This is a genomic window from Paucibacter sp. JuS9 (assembly GCF_044043925.2).
In the GTDB taxonomy this organism is placed as follows: domain Bacteria; phylum Pseudomonadota; class Gammaproteobacteria; order Burkholderiales; family Burkholderiaceae_C; genus JAUASW01.
The window spans coordinates 3,749,261-3,764,971 of record NZ_CP194172.1 but is presented as its reverse complement, the minus strand read 5'-3'; the positions used below and the strand labels follow the sequence as shown (position 1 = coordinate 3,764,971).

Here is a 15,711-nt window from a genome sequence, read left to right as displayed (position 1 = left end):
CTTCGGGCGGGAGCCATCTTCCTAGATATCAATGTCTCGGAGAATCCGGGCAGGTCACGGTGCCACCACCCGCTACCAGGTTCGGGCCAAGAATGGACATGAGTACAACTGTTTCGTTGGAGGCTCAATATGCGTGATGGGTCGCAGCGTAGCTCGGGACGGGGAAGTCCCTCTCATTCGCAAGGCGGGTGCCTTTAAATGGCAAACCACCATGGCGATGGGCGCCCATCGTTGATCAGGTAGGCCTGCAGCCGGTAGAAGCGCTCAATGCTCTTCGCGCCCATGCGTGTGCCGCCCAGGCCGGAGAGACCGAAGGACTGCTTGCCGCCCTCATGGATCAGCGCCGTGAGCGAGGCATCGTTGATCGACACCGCGCCGGCCTTCATCTGCCGCGCCACGCGCATCGCGCGGGCCTCGTCGCAGGTAAACACAGCGCCGCTGAGGCCATAGGCGCTGTCATTGGCCAACTGCACCGCTTCCGCCTCGCTGTCGAACGGGATCAGCGGGAGGATGGGCGCAAAGGTCTCGTCCCGCACGATCTGCATGTCGTGTGTCGCGTCGACCAGAACTGTCGGTTGGCACCACAGTCCTCCTTCGTGTTCGACCACCTGGCCGCCGGTCAGGGCGCGTGCGCCTTTTGCGTAGGCATCCTCCAGATGGCGGCGGATGAGGGCGGCCTGGGGCGCCGCGATGATGGGGCCGATGGCGCCAGCGCGGATATCGGGCCAGTTCAACTGCAAGCCGGCCACGTGCTCGGCCAGCAAGGCGGCAAAGCGGTCAAAGACCGTGCGCTCCACGTAGCAGCGCTCCAGCGACATGCAGCTCTGGCCGGCATTGACCATGCTGCCCCAGGCCAGGGCCTTGGCGGCGAGATCCAGGTCGGCGTCGGCGAATACCAGGGCCGCATCCTTGCCGCCCAGTTCCAATTGGGCCGGAATGAAGCGGCGTGCCGCCTGCTCGGCCACGCGCCTGCCGGTGCTCACGCTGCCGGTAAAGCAGACCAGGTCGACCTGATCGATCAAGGCTTCGCCGGTCGAGCCCGGGCCGGTCACGAAGCGCAGGGCTTCGCGCAGCAAGGGTACCTCGGCCAGCGCAGCATTCAGTACAGGAACAAAGCGCGGCGTGACTTCCGAAGGTTTCACCATCACGGCACAGCCGGCTAGCAAGGCTGGCAGGGCGTCGATCAGCGACAGCAGCAGCGGGAAATTCCAGGGACTGATGACGCCGACCAGTGCATAGGGCACGCGGCCCTGTGCCACGCGGATATGGGGCAGGGCCGTGGCCTTGTCAGGGCCGGCGGCAAGCAGCTCGGGCGCCTGCTGGCACCAGCGGGCCACGGCGCCCAGCGTGGCCTCGAACTCGATCTCGCCCTCACTCCACCGGCCGGTATCTGCTGCCAGGGCTTCGAGCATTTCGCTGCGCCGCTTGCGCATGGCCTGGGCCCATGCCGTCATGGCCTGCACGCGGCCGTCGACCCCCGCCGCCAGCCAGGCGATCTGGCCCTCGCGCAGAGATGCCGCCTCGGCGGCCACTGCCCTGGGGGCGAAAACAGGCATCTGGTAGTCGACAGCGCCGCTGCGCGGATTGCGCGTCGGCAGCTTCTCCATCTCATTCACTGGCAAGAACTCCCCGGCTGTTCAGCAGCTCCAGGCTGCGGCGCTGCGTGGCCATGAAGTGTGCCCGCTCCGGCACCAACGGCTGGCCTGCGCCATCCAGCATGGTGTTTGGCGGGTAGACCGAGCCGGCATAGGTGGCGGCAAACAGTTCCAGGCGCTGGCGCGACAGCATATTCCCCATGCCGGGCCGCTGGCGCGCCCGGCGTGAAGCTGCGATGTCGATGCTGGCGTGGGCCACCATGGTCTCGCCTTGCCCGGCTTCTGCGCGCACCTCGCCCGCAAAGTCGACCACCTTGGACAGGCCGTCCACCGAGTCGCCAGGGATGTCGACCTCGCGGATGCCGGCCGAGTTGGCCGATACCAGCCAGCAGCCGTTCTCGAAGGCGCGGGCGCGCTTGGCAATGTCCTTGGGCGTGAGGCGCGGGCTGCTGACCTCGCTGCTGGAATGCAGCAGCACCTCGGCGCCTCGCAGGGCCAGCGAGCGGGCGATCTCCGGGTAGAGGATTTCTTCCGAGGCCACGCAGGCCAGCCGGCCCAGCGGCGTGTCTGCCACTGGGAAGACGCCGTCCAGGCCGTAGATCTCCAGGTAGCGGTCCCACAGATCGTGCGGTGTCGGTGCAAACATCGAGACCAGTCGGCGATAGCGCAGGATGCAACGCCCCTGGTCGTCGATGATGAAACTGGTCTGGAAGTACAGACCTGGGAAGTGCGCGTCCAGCTCATAGGCGTTGCCGCTGAGATAGACGCCGGCATCGCGGCAGAGGTCGCCCAGGCGCTGATACTCGGGACCGTCCGGTGCGATGGCCGCCTTCGCGGCCCAGCCGCTGACCGATTCGCCCAGCGGGTAGCCGGTCAGGAAGTATTCCGGCACCACCACCAGCTTCAAGTCCGCGCCGATGAAGGCCTTGGCCCCGAGCACCTGCCTGTGAACGCGCTCAATGTTGGCCAGCATGCGTGCGCGCGTGGCCGCGACGGCGTCGCAGCGATTGACGGCGTGGCAGGTGGTTTGCAGGGCGAGGGCCTGGTAGGGCGCGACAAGGCTCATGAAGGGCTCCCGGCTCAAGATCGATCAGAACGGCTTGACGGCGCCGAAGAAGGCCACCGTGGCGATCGAGATCCAGTACACATAGGCGATGCTGCGGCCGAAGTTGATCGACTTGTCCAGCCTGGCTTCGACCTCGGCATTCGGGCCCTGGGCCAGGATGCGGAACATGGTGGTCCACTCGCGCATGATGAAGCGCAGCTTCAGCCCGATGATGAGCGTCCAGGCATAGACGGCCATCTTGGCCGAGAACCAGCGCTGGCCGGGGTCGGCGGCCAGCGGGCCATGACCCAGCAGCGAGCTGATCGCCACGATGAAGAGCAGGGGGATCAGCACGAAGCGGATGCGCTCATCCCATTTCGTCAGCGCCAGACCGCGATCGGTCTCGCGGAACATGAAGGCGCCCCAGCACAGTGAGAGCCAGCCGGCGAGCAGGATCCACATGCCGGTGAGCCAGTGCCCGCCCAGCGGCTGCACGCCCCAGAAGAAGCCCATGTGCAGCCCCAGCGGCAGCAGCAGGATGATGCCGCTGCGGGCCAGGATGTCGATGCGGTAGGCGGTCTCCATGTGGCGGCGCCGTTCTTCCAGCGGCAGCTTGCGGTTGATCACGTTGTACGAGGTCTGGAACACCCCCCATTCGCCGCCCAGCCAGTACACCATGCAGATGATGTGCAGCCAGCGCAGCACGGCCAGTTCATTGAAATCCATTGCCTGTCGTCCTTGGGTCTTGATCTGATGACGACGGACGGGGTGCAAGACCTGTGCCACCGACGCTGCAACACACCGCGCCCCTGGCGCCCGGCTGGTTTGTTTCATGTCGCAACGCGCGGCCGCTGCTTGAAACGTTTCTGCAACGAAACCGGGCGCTATGCCATTGGCACGGGCTTTGCACTCCGGGCTCTCAAGCCATCTTTCGAAACAGGAGAGCCTTGATGAGACCGCATGTGGAGTTGATCGACGAGAAGGACCTGATCTGGCATGTCGCCGAACTGCCGCATGGCCACGGGCAGGCGCGTCAGCGCAACCTGAACTACTGCGAGGAAAAGGGCGAGGCTTCGCTGTCCGTCGAGTTCCAGAGCGACTGGTCGCGGCCGGCCGGCGTGCATGCCGCGCAGACGGAATGGTTTGTGCTCGAAGGCGAGGTCGCGATTGGCGACGAGGTGCTGGGCAAGGACGACTACTTCATGGCGCCGGTCGATGTGCTGACGCCGGCGCTGCGTGTGAAGGCCGGCACTCGCGTGCTGATCTTCCGCGAGTTCGGCGATTGGGGCTTCACGCCGGCCTCGGCGCATGGCGCGCGCTACAACCCGGCGCAGGAACTGGTGGTCAAGCGCGCCAGCCAGATGGCGTGGTTCGAGATCACCGACCCGGTCAATGGCAGCCCGATGGACTTCTCGCGCGGCGGCACGCCGGTGCCGGGCCTCTACATCAAGCTCCTGCATCACGACAAGGTCACGGGCTTCTACACGCGCCTGATCAAGGCCAAGCCCGATTGGGTCGAGCATCCGCTGGCCCACCATCCCTGCTACGAGGAGGCCTACTGCCTCGAGGGATCGTTTGAGTACAACTACGGCCAGATGTGGCCGGGCACCTATTTCTTCCGGCCGGCCGGTGTGCGCCATGGCGACTTCACCTCGGGTGCCGAGGGCACGACCTGGCTGTTGCGCTGCGATGGCCGCCTGGTCGACTGGTACACGGACGAAGCCCGCGTGGAGATGCATGGCAAGCCGGTCAACTGGGGCCCGGAGTTCCCGGGGTCCGAGCCCCCGGTCTTCTTGCAACCCACGCGCTCGCGGTCGGTCGGCCCCATGAAAGATCCGAGCTACCAATGAGCCCCAAGTCTTCGGCGCTGTGCGCCTGCGCTCTCCCCCAAGGGGGCCGTCACTGCTTGGGGCGGCCCTGCGCCGTGAACCAATGATCGGCCGCGACTCCCTCGGCTGGCGCAAGGTATTCGCCGTGTTCGGCCCGTCCACCAATACGGTGGTCGAGCCGGAGTTCGCGGCCATGCGACCCGCCGGCGTGACCCACCAGTACCGCGACATCTACATCGAGAACGCCCGGGCGCTGTCGGACGAGGCCTTCATGGCCGGTGCCGAGATCATCCAGGGCGCGGTCGATGCAGCACTGCGCACGGCCATGACCTGCGAGCCGGACTACCTGGTGATGGGCGTTTCGGCCATCACCTTCATCGGCGGCGCACCGGCCTGCGACAAGCTGATCTCGCATGTCGTGGACCTGACGGGCAAGCATGTGAGCGTGGGATCGCTGTCCTGCGTCGAGGCGATGAAGGCCTATGGCGGCATCAAGCGCATCGCGGTGCTCTCGCCCTACTACCCGCTGGCCAATGCCCATGTGGCGCGATTCTTCAGCGACCACGGCATAGCGACCGTGCGCGACCTGCCGCTGCGCTGCAAGAGCTGGACCGACATCTCTCGGGTCAGCGATCGGCAGATCGCGCAAGCCCTGCTGCAGCTGGACGGCGACGACATCGACGCCATCGTGCAGGTCGGCACCAATCTCAGCATGGCGCGCATGGCGCCCTATGCCGAGGCCTTTCTCGGCAAGCCGGTGATCGCGATCAACACCGCCACCTACTGGCATGCGCTGCGCACCAACGGCATCCGCGATGCGGTGGATGGCTTCGGGCCGCTGCTCTCGCATCTGGACCTCAGGAAGGACTGAAGAGCCATGGAAATGTCCAGCAAGACGGCCCGGGAGATCTGGGCCGATGTGAAGGCCAACCCGGCACGCGCCCGCTTCGGCTACGGACGCAAGGCGGTGCTGGTCAACATCGACTTCCAGTGCGCCTACACGCGGTTCGATGAATTCAAGACCGCCTACGAAACCGACCCGCGCCAGATCGAGCATGTCAACGCGCTGGCCGCCGCCTTCCGCGCGAAGGGCTGGCCGGTGGTCTGGACCCACGTGGCCTATGCCGACTCCGGAGAGGACGCGGGCGTATGGGGCACGCGCACCAACACGCCCGACTCGCTGCAGAACATCAAGCACGGCTCGCGCCGCACCGAGTTCGACGAGCGCTGCCAGATCGAACGCAGCCGCGACCTTGTCTATTGCAAGCGCATGCCCTCGGCCTTCTTCGAGACGCCGCTGCAGTCGCTGCTGGTCTGGCACCAGGTCGATACCGTGGTCATCACCGGTGGTTCGACGTCCGGTTGCGTGCGTGCCACGGCCGTGGAGTCGCTCTCGCGGGGCTACCGCACCATCGTCCCCGAGCAATGCGTGGCCGACAAGCACGAGAGCTACCACTTTGCCAACCTGACCGACATGCAGCTCAAGTACGCCGACGTGGTCGATGTGCAGGAGACGCTGGATTGGCTGGGAGGCGCGTCATGAGGGCTGATCCCGGCGCCTATTCCGGTTGGGCCTACCGTGGACGGCCGAAGATCACCTGGCCGGGCGGCGCGCGGGTCGCATTCTGGGTCGCGCCGAATATCGAGTTCTACGAGTTGAATCCCCCGGTCAATCCGCAGCGCGCGGCCTGGCCTCATCCTTGTCCGGCGGTGCCCGGCTACTCGATCCGCGACTGGGGCAACCGTGTCGGTCACATCCGCCAGATGCGGCTGCTCGACAAGTACGGCATTCGTGGCTCGGTCTCGTTGTCGGCCGCGCTGTGCGAGCACCATCCCGAGATCATCGCCATGTGCCGCGAGCGCGACTGGGAGTTCTTCTCGCACGGCATCTACAACACCCGCTACACCTATGGCATGGACGAGGCCCAGGAGCGGGCCATGCTGCTGGACTCGATGGACACCATCGAGCGGCACTGCGGCCGTCGCCCGGCGGGCTATCTCGCGCCTGCGCTCTCGCACAGTGAGCACACCCTGGACCTGTTCGCCGAGGCCGGCGGGCTCTACACCTGTGACCTGTTCCATGACGACCAGCCCACGCCGGTGACGGTGCGCGGCGGCCAGCGCTTTGTCTCGGTGCCGTATTCGCTGGAGCTGAACGACACCATCGCCTACGTCGTCAACAAGATCGAACCGCGCCGCTATGGCCAGATGATCATCGACGCCTTCGACCAGCTCTGGGCCGAAGGCGCACAGAGCGGCACGGTGATGTGCATCCCGACCCACAACTACCAGGTCGCCTGCCCGCACCGAATGAAGGCCTTCGAGGAGGCGCTGGACTACATCAGCTCGCACGAGGGCGTGTGGCTGAGCACCGGCCGCGAGATCGCCGAGCACTACCTGGCGCATCACCATGACACGGCGCTGGCCGACATCGCCGCGCGTGATGCCGCTGCGCGAAAGGCACTCGCATGAGCCCCGCACGGCCGCCCGAAGGGGCTCATTCCCGCTTGGCGGGACAGGCCGCAGGCCGAAGGGTGCACCAATGAGCCTTGACTCCGCGCACCTCGAATACCCGCTGCGGCGCTATGGCATGGACCATGAGCGCTACGACTGGACCCTGCTGCAGCAGCGGCCCGTCTTGCGCTGGCCGGGCGGCAAGCCGCTGGCTGTGTGGATCAATGTCAGCCTGCAGCACTTCCCGCTCAACCCCAGTGCCAAGCTGAGGCTGCCCGGCAGCATGGCCATGCCCTACCCGGACCTGCGCCACTTCACTTTGCGTGACCATGGCAATCGCGTCGGCGCCTGGCGCGTGCTGGAGACACTCGATGGGCACAAGCTGCCCGCCAGTTTCGCGATCAATGCCGAACTGATCGAGCGTTGCCCCGAGCTGATGTTGGCGGTCAGGGACAGCGGCGCCGAAGTCCTGGGCCATTCCTGGAACATGGACACCGTACATGCCGGTGCCTTGGAAGAAGACGCCGAGCGGGCGTTGATCCAGCGTTCCTTGCGCGCGCTGAGCCGCACGTTCAAGCGCGAGATCCGCGGCTGGTTGAGTCCCGGCCGCCTCGAGACCGTCCGCACGCCCGAGCTGCTGCGCGAGGCGGGCATCCGCTGGTTCGCCGATTGGGTCAACGACGAGCTGCCCTATGCGTTCCGCACGGCAAACGGCCCGCTCCTGGCGATGCCCTTGCCGACAGAAACCGAGGACCGCTTCGTCGTGCTGGACAACCTCCATGCCGAAGCCTCCTGGGCCGAGCAGGTGATCGATGCCTTCGAGTTCCAGCGCGCCGAGGCGCGGGCCTGCGGGGCCGGCCGCCTGTTCTCGCTATCGCTCCATCCCTGGGTGACGGGCCAGGCCCACCGGGTCAGGCATCTCGATCGCGTGCTGGCCCATATTGCCGCCGCGCAGGATGACTGCTGGCTGGCGCAGCCCAGCGAGATCGCGCAGGCAGCGGGGGTGCAGGCATGAGGGTGCTGGTCAGCGAAGTCGGGCCGCGCGACGGCTTGCAGAGCATCAGCGCCATCATGCCCACCGAGGCCAAGAAGCGCTGGATCACGGCGCTGGCCGCGGCCGGTTTGCGGGAGATCGAGGTCGGCTCCTTCGTGCCGGCCAGGCTGCTGCCGCAACTGGCCGACACGGCCGAGCTGGTGGCCCATGCGCGGCAGATTGCTGGCCTCACCGTGGCTGTGCTGGTGCCCAACCTGAAGGGCGCCGAAGCCGCGTTGGCAGCCGGCGCGCACAAGCTGACGATTCCGCTGTCCTGCAGCGAGACGCACAGCCTCAGGAACGTGCGGCGCAGCCATGCGCAGATGCTGGACGAGGCGCGCGCCATCGCCGCAGCGATACGGGAACTGCCGGCGGCCGAGCGGCCGCATTTCGAGGGCGGCCTGTCGACGGCTTTCGGCTGCACACTGGAAGGCGCGGTGCCGGAGCGACGCGTGGTCGAGCTGGCGGAAGCGCTGATGGACTGTGGTTGCGACGAGGTGGGCCTGTCAGACACCAACGGCTATGCCGACCCGGCCGGCGTGCGCCGCCTGATCCGCGCGGTCTGGGCCGGCGTGGGCCGCGAGCGGCTCACGGGCCTGCACCTGCACAACACCCGCGGCCTGGGCCTGGCCAATGCGCTGGCCGCGCTGGACCTGGGCATCAGCACGCTCGATGCCTCGCAGGGCGGCCTGGGCGGCTGCCCCTTCGCCCCCGGTGCCAGCGGCAACATCGTGACCGAGGACCTGGTGTTCATGCTGGAGGCCATGGGCCTGGACACCGGCATCGACTTCCGCGGCCTGCTCGCCGCGCGCGCCGTGCTGGCGTCCGCGCTGCCAGACGAACCCTTGTACGGCATGGTGCCGCTGGCCGGCCTGCCCCTGAATTTTTCCCAATCCGCATGAGCAAGAACGCATTGCCGCTGGCCGGTCTGACCGTCATCGAATTCACCCACATGGTGATGGGCCCCAGCATGGGCCTGATCCTCGCTGACCTGGGCGCCGAGGTGCTCAAGATCGAGCCGCTGGAAGGCGACAACACGCGCCGCCTGGGCGGCTCGGGCGCGGGCTACTTCCCCATGTACAACCGCAACAAGTCCAGCCTGGCGCTGGACATGAAGTCACCCGCCGGCCTGGCCACGGCGCTGCGCCTGATAGACGGTGCCGACATCGTGATCGAGAACTTCCGGCCGGGCGCGATGGAGGCCTTGGGCCTCGGCTATGCCGCGCTGTCCGCGCGCAACCCGCGCCTGATCCATTGCTCGGGCAAGGGCTTTCTGTCCGGCCCCTACGAGCGCCGCACGGCGCTGGACGAGGTGGCGCAGATGATGGGCGGCCTGGCCTACATGACAGGCCTGCCCGACAAGCCCATGCGCGCGGGCGCCTCCGTCATCGACGTGACAGGCGCGATGTTCGGCGTGATCGCCATCCTGGCCGCGCTGGAGCAGCGGCACAGCACGGGCCGGGGCCAGGCCGTGACGACCTCGCTGTACGAGACCACGGCTTTCCTGGTCGGGCAGCACATGGCGCAGTACGCGGTCACCGGCAAGCCGGCGCCGCCGATGTCGCAGCGCCAGTCGGCCTGGGGTGTCTATGACATCTTCGAGTCCTGCCATGGGGAAAAGGTGTTCGTCGCGGTGGTCAGCGACACCCAGTGGCGCATGCTCTGCGAGGCCTTTGGCTTCATCGAGTTCGCTGCGGACGAAGCCCTGGCGCGCAACAACGAGCGGGTGCGCCAGCGCGAGCGCATCCTGCCGGTGATACGCGAGCGCTTCCGGCTTTACAGCCAGGCCGACCTGATGCTCAAGCTCGAGCGCACCGGCCTGCCGTTCGCGCCGGTGGCACGGCCCGAGCAGCTGTTCGACGATCCGCATCTCAATGCCGGCGGCCTGTTGCCGGTCACGCTGCCGGGCGGGCAGCAGACCAAGCTGCCGGCGCTGCCCATTGAGATGGACTCGCAGCGCCTGGGCCTGCGGCGCGAGCCGCCGGCCGTGGGACAGGGCGGGCCCGAGGCGCTGCTCGCGGCGGGACTGACCCAGGCGGAGGTGCAGGCTCTGCTGGACCAGGGCGTGCTGCGCGCATGAGTGGCTTGAGCCTGTTCGAGAAGATCTGGCACAGCCGGCGCATCGCGGCGCTGGGGCCGGAGACCGACCTGCTGCGCATCGACCGCGTGATGCTGCACGAGCGCACTGGCGGCGTCGCCCTGCGCGCCCTGGCCGAGCGCGGCTTGCCGGTGCGTGCGCCCAAGCAGGTGTTCGCCACCTTCGACCACATCGTCGACACCTTGCCCGGCCGCAGCGACCGCACGTTGATGGCGGGCGGCGAGGCCTTCATCCGCACGACGCGCGAGGAAGCGCGCCGCACCGGCATCCACTTGTTCGACCTGGGCGACGAGCGTCAGGGCATCGTGCACGTGATCTCGCCAGAGCAGGGCATCGTGCTGCCAGGCGCCACCCTGGTCTGCCCGGATAGCCACACCTGCACGCAGGGGGCTTTCGGGGCGTTGGCCTGGGGCATAGGCTCATCGGAAGCCGAGCATGCGCTGGCCACACAGACCTTGCGCGTGCGTAGGCCGCGTTCGATGCGCGTGAGCTTTGAGGGCAAGCTCGCGGCCGGCGTCACGGCCAAGGACATGGCGCTCGCGCTGATTGCCCGCCATGGTGCGGGTGGTGCCGAGCGCAGCGTGGTCGAGTTTGCCGGCGCGGCGGTGCGGGCGCTGTCCATCGAGGCACGCCAGACCCTGTGCAATATGGCAGTGGAGTTCTCCGCATTCAGCGCGCTGATCGCGCCGGATGCGGCGGTCTGCGAGGCCTTGGAGGGTCGGCCCTTTGCGCCGCAGGGCCCGCTGTGGGAGCAGGCCCTGCAACACTGGCAAGGGCTCTACAGCGACGCCGATGCGCGATTCGACGCCGAGCTGAGCGTCGATGTCGAAGGTCTGGCGCCCATGGTCACTTGGGGCACCAGCCCTCAGCACGCGATGCCCGTCGACCAGGCGGTGCCGGACGATGCGCCAGAGCAGCCGCTGGCCTATATGGGGCTGGAGCGTGGCCAGCGGCTGCTGGGCCTGCCGATCACGGCGGCTTTCATCGGCTCGTGCACGAACAGCAGGCTGAGCGATCTGCGCGCCGCCGCTGCACTGCTGCGCGGGCGCCGGGTTGCGCCCCATGTGCGCGCCATCTGCGTGCCGGGCTCCAGCAGCGTGAAGCGCGCGGCCGAGGCCGAAGGCCTGGACCGGGTGTTCACCGCGGCTGGCTTTGAATGGCGCGAGTCGGGTTGCTCGATGTGCTTCTTCGCCGGGGGCGAGAGCTTTGGCCAGCGCGAACGCGTGGTCAGCAGCACCAACCGCAATTTCGAGGGCCGGCAAGGGCCGCAGACGCGCAGCCATCTGGCCAGCCCAGCCACGGTGGCGGCCTCGGCGCTGGCCGGCTGCATCGCTGACTTGAGGGAGCTGGCATGAAGCCCTTCACCGTCCATACCGGCGTGGCGGCCGCGCTGCTGCGCGACAACATCGACACCGACGCGATCATTCCCTCGCGCGAGATGAAGACCGTGGGCAAGACGGGCCTGGCCGAGGGCCTGTTCGCCAACTGGCGCTATGCCGATGTGCAGACGCGGCGGCCCGACCCTGAATTCGTCCTCAACCGGCCCGAGCAGGCGGGCACCAGCGTTCTGCTGGCAGGCCGCAACTTCGGTTGCGGTTCCTCGCGCGAGCATGCGGTCTGGGCACTGGCCGAATGGGGCATTCGAGCCATCGTGGCGCCCAGCTTTGGCGCAATCTTCTTCGACAACTGCTTGCGCAACGGATTGCTGCCTCTGGTCCTGCCCGAGACCGAGGTGCGCGAGCTTGCCGAGGCTGTCCAGGTGGATCCACAGGCCAGGCCGCTGACGCTGGACCTGTCTGCCGGGAGGCTGCTTGGACCATGGGGGCTATCGCGTGCCATCGAGCTCGCTGCTGAGGACCGGGAGATGCTGCTGACTGGCCTCGACCCGATCGAGCGCACCCGGCAGCTGCTATCGCAGATCGAGGCCTTCGAGGCAGCGGACCGCAGGCGCTTTGCCTGGCTTTACCTGAGCTGAACACGATGCTGGAACGGCCGCATACCGAATTCATCCAGGCGCAGCGCCTGCCCTGGCGGCGCCTGCCGCCGGGTGCAGCCCGGCCCGATGCCGAGTACAAGTACCTCAGCCGCGATGCGAGGGACGGGGCCTGTTCCTGTCTGATCCGCTATCCGGCCGGCTGGTCACGGGAGGCAACCGAGGCGCTGGCCACGGCGGAGGAGTTCTATGTGCTGGAGGGGGCACTCGAGATCGACGGCCTGCGCTACGGGGCGGATCACCATGGTTACCTGCCAGCCCATTGGCCGCGCCATCGCATGTCGGCGCCGCACGGCGCCGTGGTGCTGACCTTCTTTGACAGCCAGCCCGAGTTCAGCGCCGCCGGCGCGCAGCCCAAGTGCGATGCGCAGCCCCTGCATCTGGACGTGCTTCACATGCCGTGGGACATGTCGCTCAATGACCCCAATCTCGCGCACCTGGGCATTTCACGCAAGAACCTGCGCGCAGGTGCCGACGGCTCGCGCAGTTTGCTGTCGATGATTCTGCCGCACAGCGAGCCGCCGCGGTCTCGCGGGCCGCGGGAGTCGCACCCGGTGGTGGAAGAGTGCTATGTGTTGTCTGGGTCCTTGGTGGGACCCATGGGCGAAATGCAGGCAGGTGCCTACTTCTGGCGCCCGCCAGGCATTCCGCACGGCCCGTTCGGCACGCGCTGGGGCTGCGTGGCGCTGATCCGCTTTCTCGGCGGGCGGCATGTCAACCTGTGGAGCCCGGACGAGGCGCCGTTCGACTTTGACGCCCCATACAGACCGGTGTTGCCGCAGGAGCTGGCGCCAATGGCCGCCCTGCCTGCACTGGAGCAGCCGCCGCGCTACTAGGGCGCCGCTGCTGGTGGGCCACAATCGGCGCATGCCCGACCTATTGCGTCTTTCGGCCCTGCTTCACCTGACAGGCTTGATTGCATTCGCTGGCGCCGCGCATGCCGGCTGTACACGCACGATCGTCATGCCCATGGTGCAGCTGCCGCAAGCGCCGGCCACTGCGCCGGATGATTCCAAGCTGCACCGCACGGTGCGCGAGGTCGGCGCTGCCCTGGGCTGCGAATTCAGCTTCCCGGCGGTGCCCCGGCCGCGCCTGCACCAGATGCTCCTGAACAGGCAGGCCGATGTGATGCTGCCGGCCGCACGCGACCCCGAGCGCGATGCCGCCGGTGTCTTTGTCTCCATGGCACGTATGCCGCTGGAGCTGGTGATGCGCAAGGGCGACCCGCGGCGACCCAGTGATCTCAATGCCCTGGTTGCCGATGCCGGCTTGCGCGGGTTGATGGTGCGTGGCCAAACCTGGGGCGGCGCGCTGGACCGGGCCATGGACGAGCAGGGCGCGACCCGTGTGCACCGCGTCAGCGACAACATCACGGTGCTGCGCATGCTGGTCGCTGATCGCGCCGACTTCACCGTCATCTCGCCCGACCTCTTTCGTGGCCTGGGGCATCGCGAGGAACTGCGCGAGGTGGTGCCTCAGCTGGAGTCCTTGCCGCTTAGCGGCTTGCCGGACATCGAGGCCGGGGCCTATGTGTCGAAGTCGCTCAATGTGTCGGATCGCGCGCTGGTGCTCAAGGTGTTCTCGACCGATGCGGTGCGCAAACTGATGCAGGTGCCGACGTCTGTGGCGGCATCCAGCGCACGCTGACAGGGGAGTGTCCGACGCTCAAGCCGGTTCGCCCAGGTCGCGCAGGCGCCGCCACAGCGTCGTGCGGCTGATACCCAGCATTTGTGCCGCGAGCTGGCGGTTGCCGCGCGAGCGTTGCAGGGCGGCTCTGATCGTGGCGTCGTCATGCTCGATGCTGAGTTCCAGGCTCGCGGGCTCACCGCTGGGTTCCGGCACGAGACCGTTGTCGCGGCGGGTCAGTTCCGGCGCTTCGCGCAGGAACAGCCCGTAGTCGACGCTGCCCGCATCCTTTGCACCGAAGAGAAACACCGCAAAGCGCTCCATGAGATTCTCAAGCTCGCGGATATTGCCCGGCCAGGCGTAACTGGTGAGTGCCGGCAGCAGCGGCTGCAGCATGCGCTCGGCACGCTGGGCGGAGCCGACCTCCCGCAGCTTGCTCTCCAGCAGTTGGCCGGCCAGCAGCGGCAGGTCTTCGGCGCGTTCGCGCAAGGGCGGCAGCGCGACCTGCAGGATGTTCAGCCGGTAGTAGAGGTCGGCCCGGAACTGGCCGTCGGCGATGCGATCTTCCAGTGAGCGGTGCGTGGCAGCGATCACGCGCACATCGATGGACACGGGCGAATTGCTGCCCAGGCGCACGACTTCACGTTCCTGCAGCACGCGCAGGAGCCGGGTCTGCAGGGAGATCGGCATGTCGCCGATCTCGTCGAGAAACACGGTGCCTGTGTGCGCCGCTTCGAACAGGCCGCTCTTGCCACCTTTGCGCGAGCCGGTGAACGACCCTTCCTCATAGCCGAACAGCTCGCTCTCCAGCAGGGACTCGGGAAAAGAAGCGCAGTTCAGCGCAACAAACGGGCCCAGCTTGCGGGCGCTGGCGTTGTGGATGGCCTGGGCGAACAGCTCCTTGCCGGTGCCGGTCTCTCCAGTGATCAGGACGGTGGAGGATGTACGGGCGCAGCGTTCCGCCACCGAGCGTGCATAGCTGAGTGCGGCGCTGGTGCCGGTGATCAAGTCGAAGCTGTAGCGCGCCGAAACGCTGCGGGTGCGGCGCTGCGAACGGATGGTGGAGTCGGCGCGATGAATCGCTGCGGTTTCGCGCAGCGTGAGCAGGGCACCCGTGTTCAGCCCGCGCTCCCGGATCCCGGTGCGGCTCATCAGGTAATTGCCCCGGCGCAGTTGCACCACCACCTCGGCCTCGTCGGGTTGACCGTCCAGCACCCCGGCAAGCGAGAGCTCAGACGCGATGTCTGGCAGGCGCCTGCCGATGGGCTCTTCTTCGCCCAGGTCCAGGATCTGCCGCATCGGCGGGTTGATCGCCGTGATGCGGTGGCGGTTGTCCACCGCCAGGATGGCTTCGTGCAGGTGGGAGAGTATGGCGTTCAAGTTCTCTGAGCGCGCGCTCTGGCGGATCGCGTTCTCGCCGATCTCGATCGCTTTTTCCAGTGCGCGGTCGATGGAGCCGGCGGTGTAGAAGAGCACGCCGCGCATGCCCAGCTGCTCGGCCAGGCCCACGATGAGGCTGGAGCCGACCACCACCTCGATGCCGCGCCCCTTGAGCTGCAGCATGCATTCGCGCGCCTCGGCCAAGGTTTCGTAAGTCAGCTGTTCAAGCTCCACCAGCAGCAGGTCCTTGACTGAATCGAGCTCACTGATCGACCCGCGGTAGACCACCAGGCCGATCCGTGGAGCGATGCTGCGCGCGGTCTTCAGGGCATGCAGCAGATCGAAGCCGGTGACGTCGATACTGGCCACCGGCAGCTCCAGCTGCGAGCGCAGGACAGCGGCGTTGTAGCCGGCGCTGACCACGACATCCACATCCCCTTGCTGCTCAATCTGGCGGCCGCGGAACATTGCGTCGTCGAGCACGTATTCATCGACGGTGATTTCGGCGCGATCGCGAAAGCGCGACTCAGCGGACAGCACCAGGCCAGTCAGGGCCTTGTAGGTCAGCACGCAAATGCGCGGCTTGCGTTGGTACGGGAAAACCATGGGATTTGAGCTCGCTGCGCGTTTCGTCGCGCCATGGTCTTCATCCTAGTTT

15 protein-coding genes are annotated in these 15,711 nt (G+C 67.3%); 11 read left to right on the top strand and 4 right to left on the bottom strand.

The features are described from left to right. Positions 1-194: 194 nt before the first annotated feature. The 3 genes from ABT392_RS16710 to ABT392_RS16700 are packed head-to-tail and all read right to left on the bottom strand — an operon-like array spanning position 195 to position 3,366. Positions 195-1,607: an aldehyde dehydrogenase family protein gene (locus ABT392_RS16710; RefSeq protein ID WP_395385200.1), complete on the bottom strand. Its 1,413-nt coding sequence runs from the start codon at positions 1,605-1,607 to the stop codon at positions 195-197. 1 nt (position 1,608) lies between these two features. Then, on the bottom strand, positions 1,609-2,661 hold the full coding sequence (locus ABT392_RS16705) for a nitrilase-related carbon-nitrogen hydrolase (protein ID WP_395385201.1): 1,053 nt from the start codon (positions 2,659-2,661) through the stop codon (positions 1,609-1,611). Between the two features lie 24 nt (positions 2,662-2,685). Continuing rightward, complete coding sequence (locus ABT392_RS16700) at positions 2,686-3,366, bottom strand: hypothetical protein (RefSeq protein ID WP_395385202.1); 681 nt, start codon at positions 3,364-3,366, stop codon at positions 2,686-2,688. A 224-nt stretch (positions 3,367-3,590) separates the two neighbouring features. Here ABT392_RS16700 and ABT392_RS16695 point away from each other — a divergent pair, with 224 nt between their 5' ends. The 11 genes from ABT392_RS16695 (at position 3,591) to ABT392_RS16645 (ending at position 13,694) form a co-directional block, all read left to right on the top strand. Then, the gene (locus tag ABT392_RS16695) at positions 3,591-4,490 is read left to right on the top strand and encodes a DUF4437 domain-containing protein (RefSeq protein ID WP_395385203.1); all 900 of its coding nucleotides are present in this window, start codon (positions 3,591-3,593) and stop codon (positions 4,488-4,490) included. Between the two features lie 82 nt (positions 4,491-4,572). Beyond that, entirely contained in the window at positions 4,573-5,340 is a 768-nt protein-coding gene (locus ABT392_RS16690; protein WP_395385204.1) for a maleate cis-trans isomerase family protein, read from the top strand. A gap of 6 nt (positions 5,341-5,346) precedes the next feature. Next, positions 5,347-6,012, top strand: coding sequence for an isochorismatase family protein (locus ABT392_RS16685; protein WP_395385205.1), 666 nt, complete (start codon positions 5,347-5,349; stop codon positions 6,010-6,012). Continuing rightward, the gene (locus ABT392_RS16680) at positions 6,009-6,941 is read left to right on the top strand and encodes a polysaccharide deacetylase family protein (protein WP_395385206.1); all 933 of its coding nucleotides are present in this window, start codon (positions 6,009-6,011) and stop codon (positions 6,939-6,941) included. Before ABT392_RS16685 ends, ABT392_RS16680 begins: the two co-directional genes overlap by 4 nt. A 70-nt stretch (positions 6,942-7,011) precedes the next feature. Further along, a complete protein-coding gene (locus ABT392_RS16675) occupies positions 7,012-7,938 on the top strand; it encodes a polysaccharide deacetylase family protein (RefSeq protein ID WP_395385207.1) in 927 nt (308 codons plus the stop codon). After that, the gene (locus tag ABT392_RS16670) at positions 7,935-8,858 is read left to right on the top strand and encodes a hydroxymethylglutaryl-CoA lyase (RefSeq protein ID WP_395385208.1); all 924 of its coding nucleotides are present in this window, start codon (positions 7,935-7,937) and stop codon (positions 8,856-8,858) included. The genes ABT392_RS16675 and ABT392_RS16670 overlap by 4 nt, the downstream gene beginning before the upstream one ends. Then, the gene (locus ABT392_RS16665) at positions 8,855-10,036 is read left to right on the top strand and encodes a CaiB/BaiF CoA transferase family protein (RefSeq protein WP_395385209.1); all 1,182 of its coding nucleotides are present in this window, start codon (positions 8,855-8,857) and stop codon (positions 10,034-10,036) included. Before ABT392_RS16670 ends, ABT392_RS16665 begins: the two co-directional genes overlap by 4 nt. Continuing rightward, a complete protein-coding gene (locus ABT392_RS16660) occupies positions 10,033-11,409 on the top strand; it encodes a 3-isopropylmalate dehydratase large subunit (RefSeq protein ID WP_395385210.1) in 1,377 nt (458 codons plus the stop codon). The genes ABT392_RS16665 and ABT392_RS16660 overlap by 4 nt, the downstream gene beginning before the upstream one ends. After that, positions 11,406-12,029, top strand: coding sequence for a 3-isopropylmalate dehydratase small subunit (leuD, locus tag ABT392_RS16655; RefSeq protein WP_395385211.1), 624 nt, complete (start codon positions 11,406-11,408; stop codon positions 12,027-12,029). The genes ABT392_RS16660 and leuD overlap by 4 nt, the downstream gene beginning before the upstream one ends. Before the next feature lie 5 nt (positions 12,030-12,034). After that, the gene (locus ABT392_RS16650; RefSeq protein WP_395385212.1) at positions 12,035-12,883 is read left to right on the top strand and encodes a cupin domain-containing protein; all 849 of its coding nucleotides are present in this window, start codon (positions 12,035-12,037) and stop codon (positions 12,881-12,883) included. Between the two features lie 31 nt (positions 12,884-12,914). Continuing rightward, positions 12,915-13,694, top strand: coding sequence for a hypothetical protein (locus ABT392_RS16645; RefSeq protein ID WP_395385213.1), 780 nt, complete (start codon positions 12,915-12,917; stop codon positions 13,692-13,694). An 18-nt stretch (positions 13,695-13,712) separates the two neighbouring features. On the opposite strand, the gene prpR is transcribed toward ABT392_RS16645, so the two are convergent. Further along, positions 13,713-15,659 (bottom strand): propionate catabolism operon regulatory protein PrpR, encoded by a 1,947-nt coding sequence (gene prpR, locus ABT392_RS16640; RefSeq protein ID WP_395385214.1) that lies wholly within the window; start codon positions 15,657-15,659, stop codon positions 13,713-13,715. Positions 15,660-15,711 lie beyond the last annotated feature (52 nt).

Bases quoted from the DNA above. Each gene is read 5' to 3' on its own strand.
- ABT392_RS16700 (WP_395385202.1), bottom strand. From the start codon at position 3,366: ATGGATTTCAATGAACTGGCCGTGCTGCGCTGGCTGCACATCATCTGC.
- ABT392_RS16670 (WP_395385208.1), top strand. From the start codon at position 7,935: ATGAGGGTGCTGGTCAGCGAAGTCGGGCCGCGCGACGGCTTGCAGAGC.
- prpR (WP_395385214.1), bottom strand. From the start codon at position 15,659: ATGGTTTTCCCGTACCAACGCAAGCCGCGCATTTGCGTGCTGACCTAC.
- ABT392_RS16690 (WP_395385204.1), top strand. From the start codon at position 4,573: ATGATCGGCCGCGACTCCCTCGGCTGGCGCAAGGTATTCGCCGTGTTC.
- leuD (WP_395385211.1), top strand. From the start codon at position 11,406: ATGAAGCCCTTCACCGTCCATACCGGCGTGGCGGCCGCGCTGCTGCGC.
- ABT392_RS16680 (WP_395385206.1), top strand. From the start codon at position 6,009: ATGAGGGCTGATCCCGGCGCCTATTCCGGTTGGGCCTACCGTGGACGG.
- ABT392_RS16685 (WP_395385205.1), top strand. From the start codon at position 5,347: ATGGAAATGTCCAGCAAGACGGCCCGGGAGATCTGGGCCGATGTGAAG.
- ABT392_RS16660 (WP_395385210.1), top strand. From the start codon at position 10,033: ATGAGTGGCTTGAGCCTGTTCGAGAAGATCTGGCACAGCCGGCGCATC.
- ABT392_RS16665 (WP_395385209.1), top strand. From the start codon at position 8,855: ATGAGCAAGAACGCATTGCCGCTGGCCGGTCTGACCGTCATCGAATTC.
- ABT392_RS16675 (WP_395385207.1), top strand. From the start codon at position 7,012: ATGAGCCTTGACTCCGCGCACCTCGAATACCCGCTGCGGCGCTATGGC.
- ABT392_RS16695 (WP_395385203.1), top strand. From the start codon at position 3,591: ATGAGACCGCATGTGGAGTTGATCGACGAGAAGGACCTGATCTGGCAT.
- ABT392_RS16705 (WP_395385201.1), bottom strand. From the start codon at position 2,661: ATGAGCCTTGTCGCGCCCTACCAGGCCCTCGCCCTGCAAACCACCTGC.
- ABT392_RS16650 (WP_395385212.1), top strand. From the start codon at position 12,035: ATGCTGGAACGGCCGCATACCGAATTCATCCAGGCGCAGCGCCTGCCC.
- ABT392_RS16710 (WP_395385200.1), bottom strand. From the start codon at position 1,607: ATGGAGAAGCTGCCGACGCGCAATCCGCGCAGCGGCGCTGTCGACTAC.
- ABT392_RS16645 (WP_395385213.1), top strand. From the start codon at position 12,915: ATGCCCGACCTATTGCGTCTTTCGGCCCTGCTTCACCTGACAGGCTTG.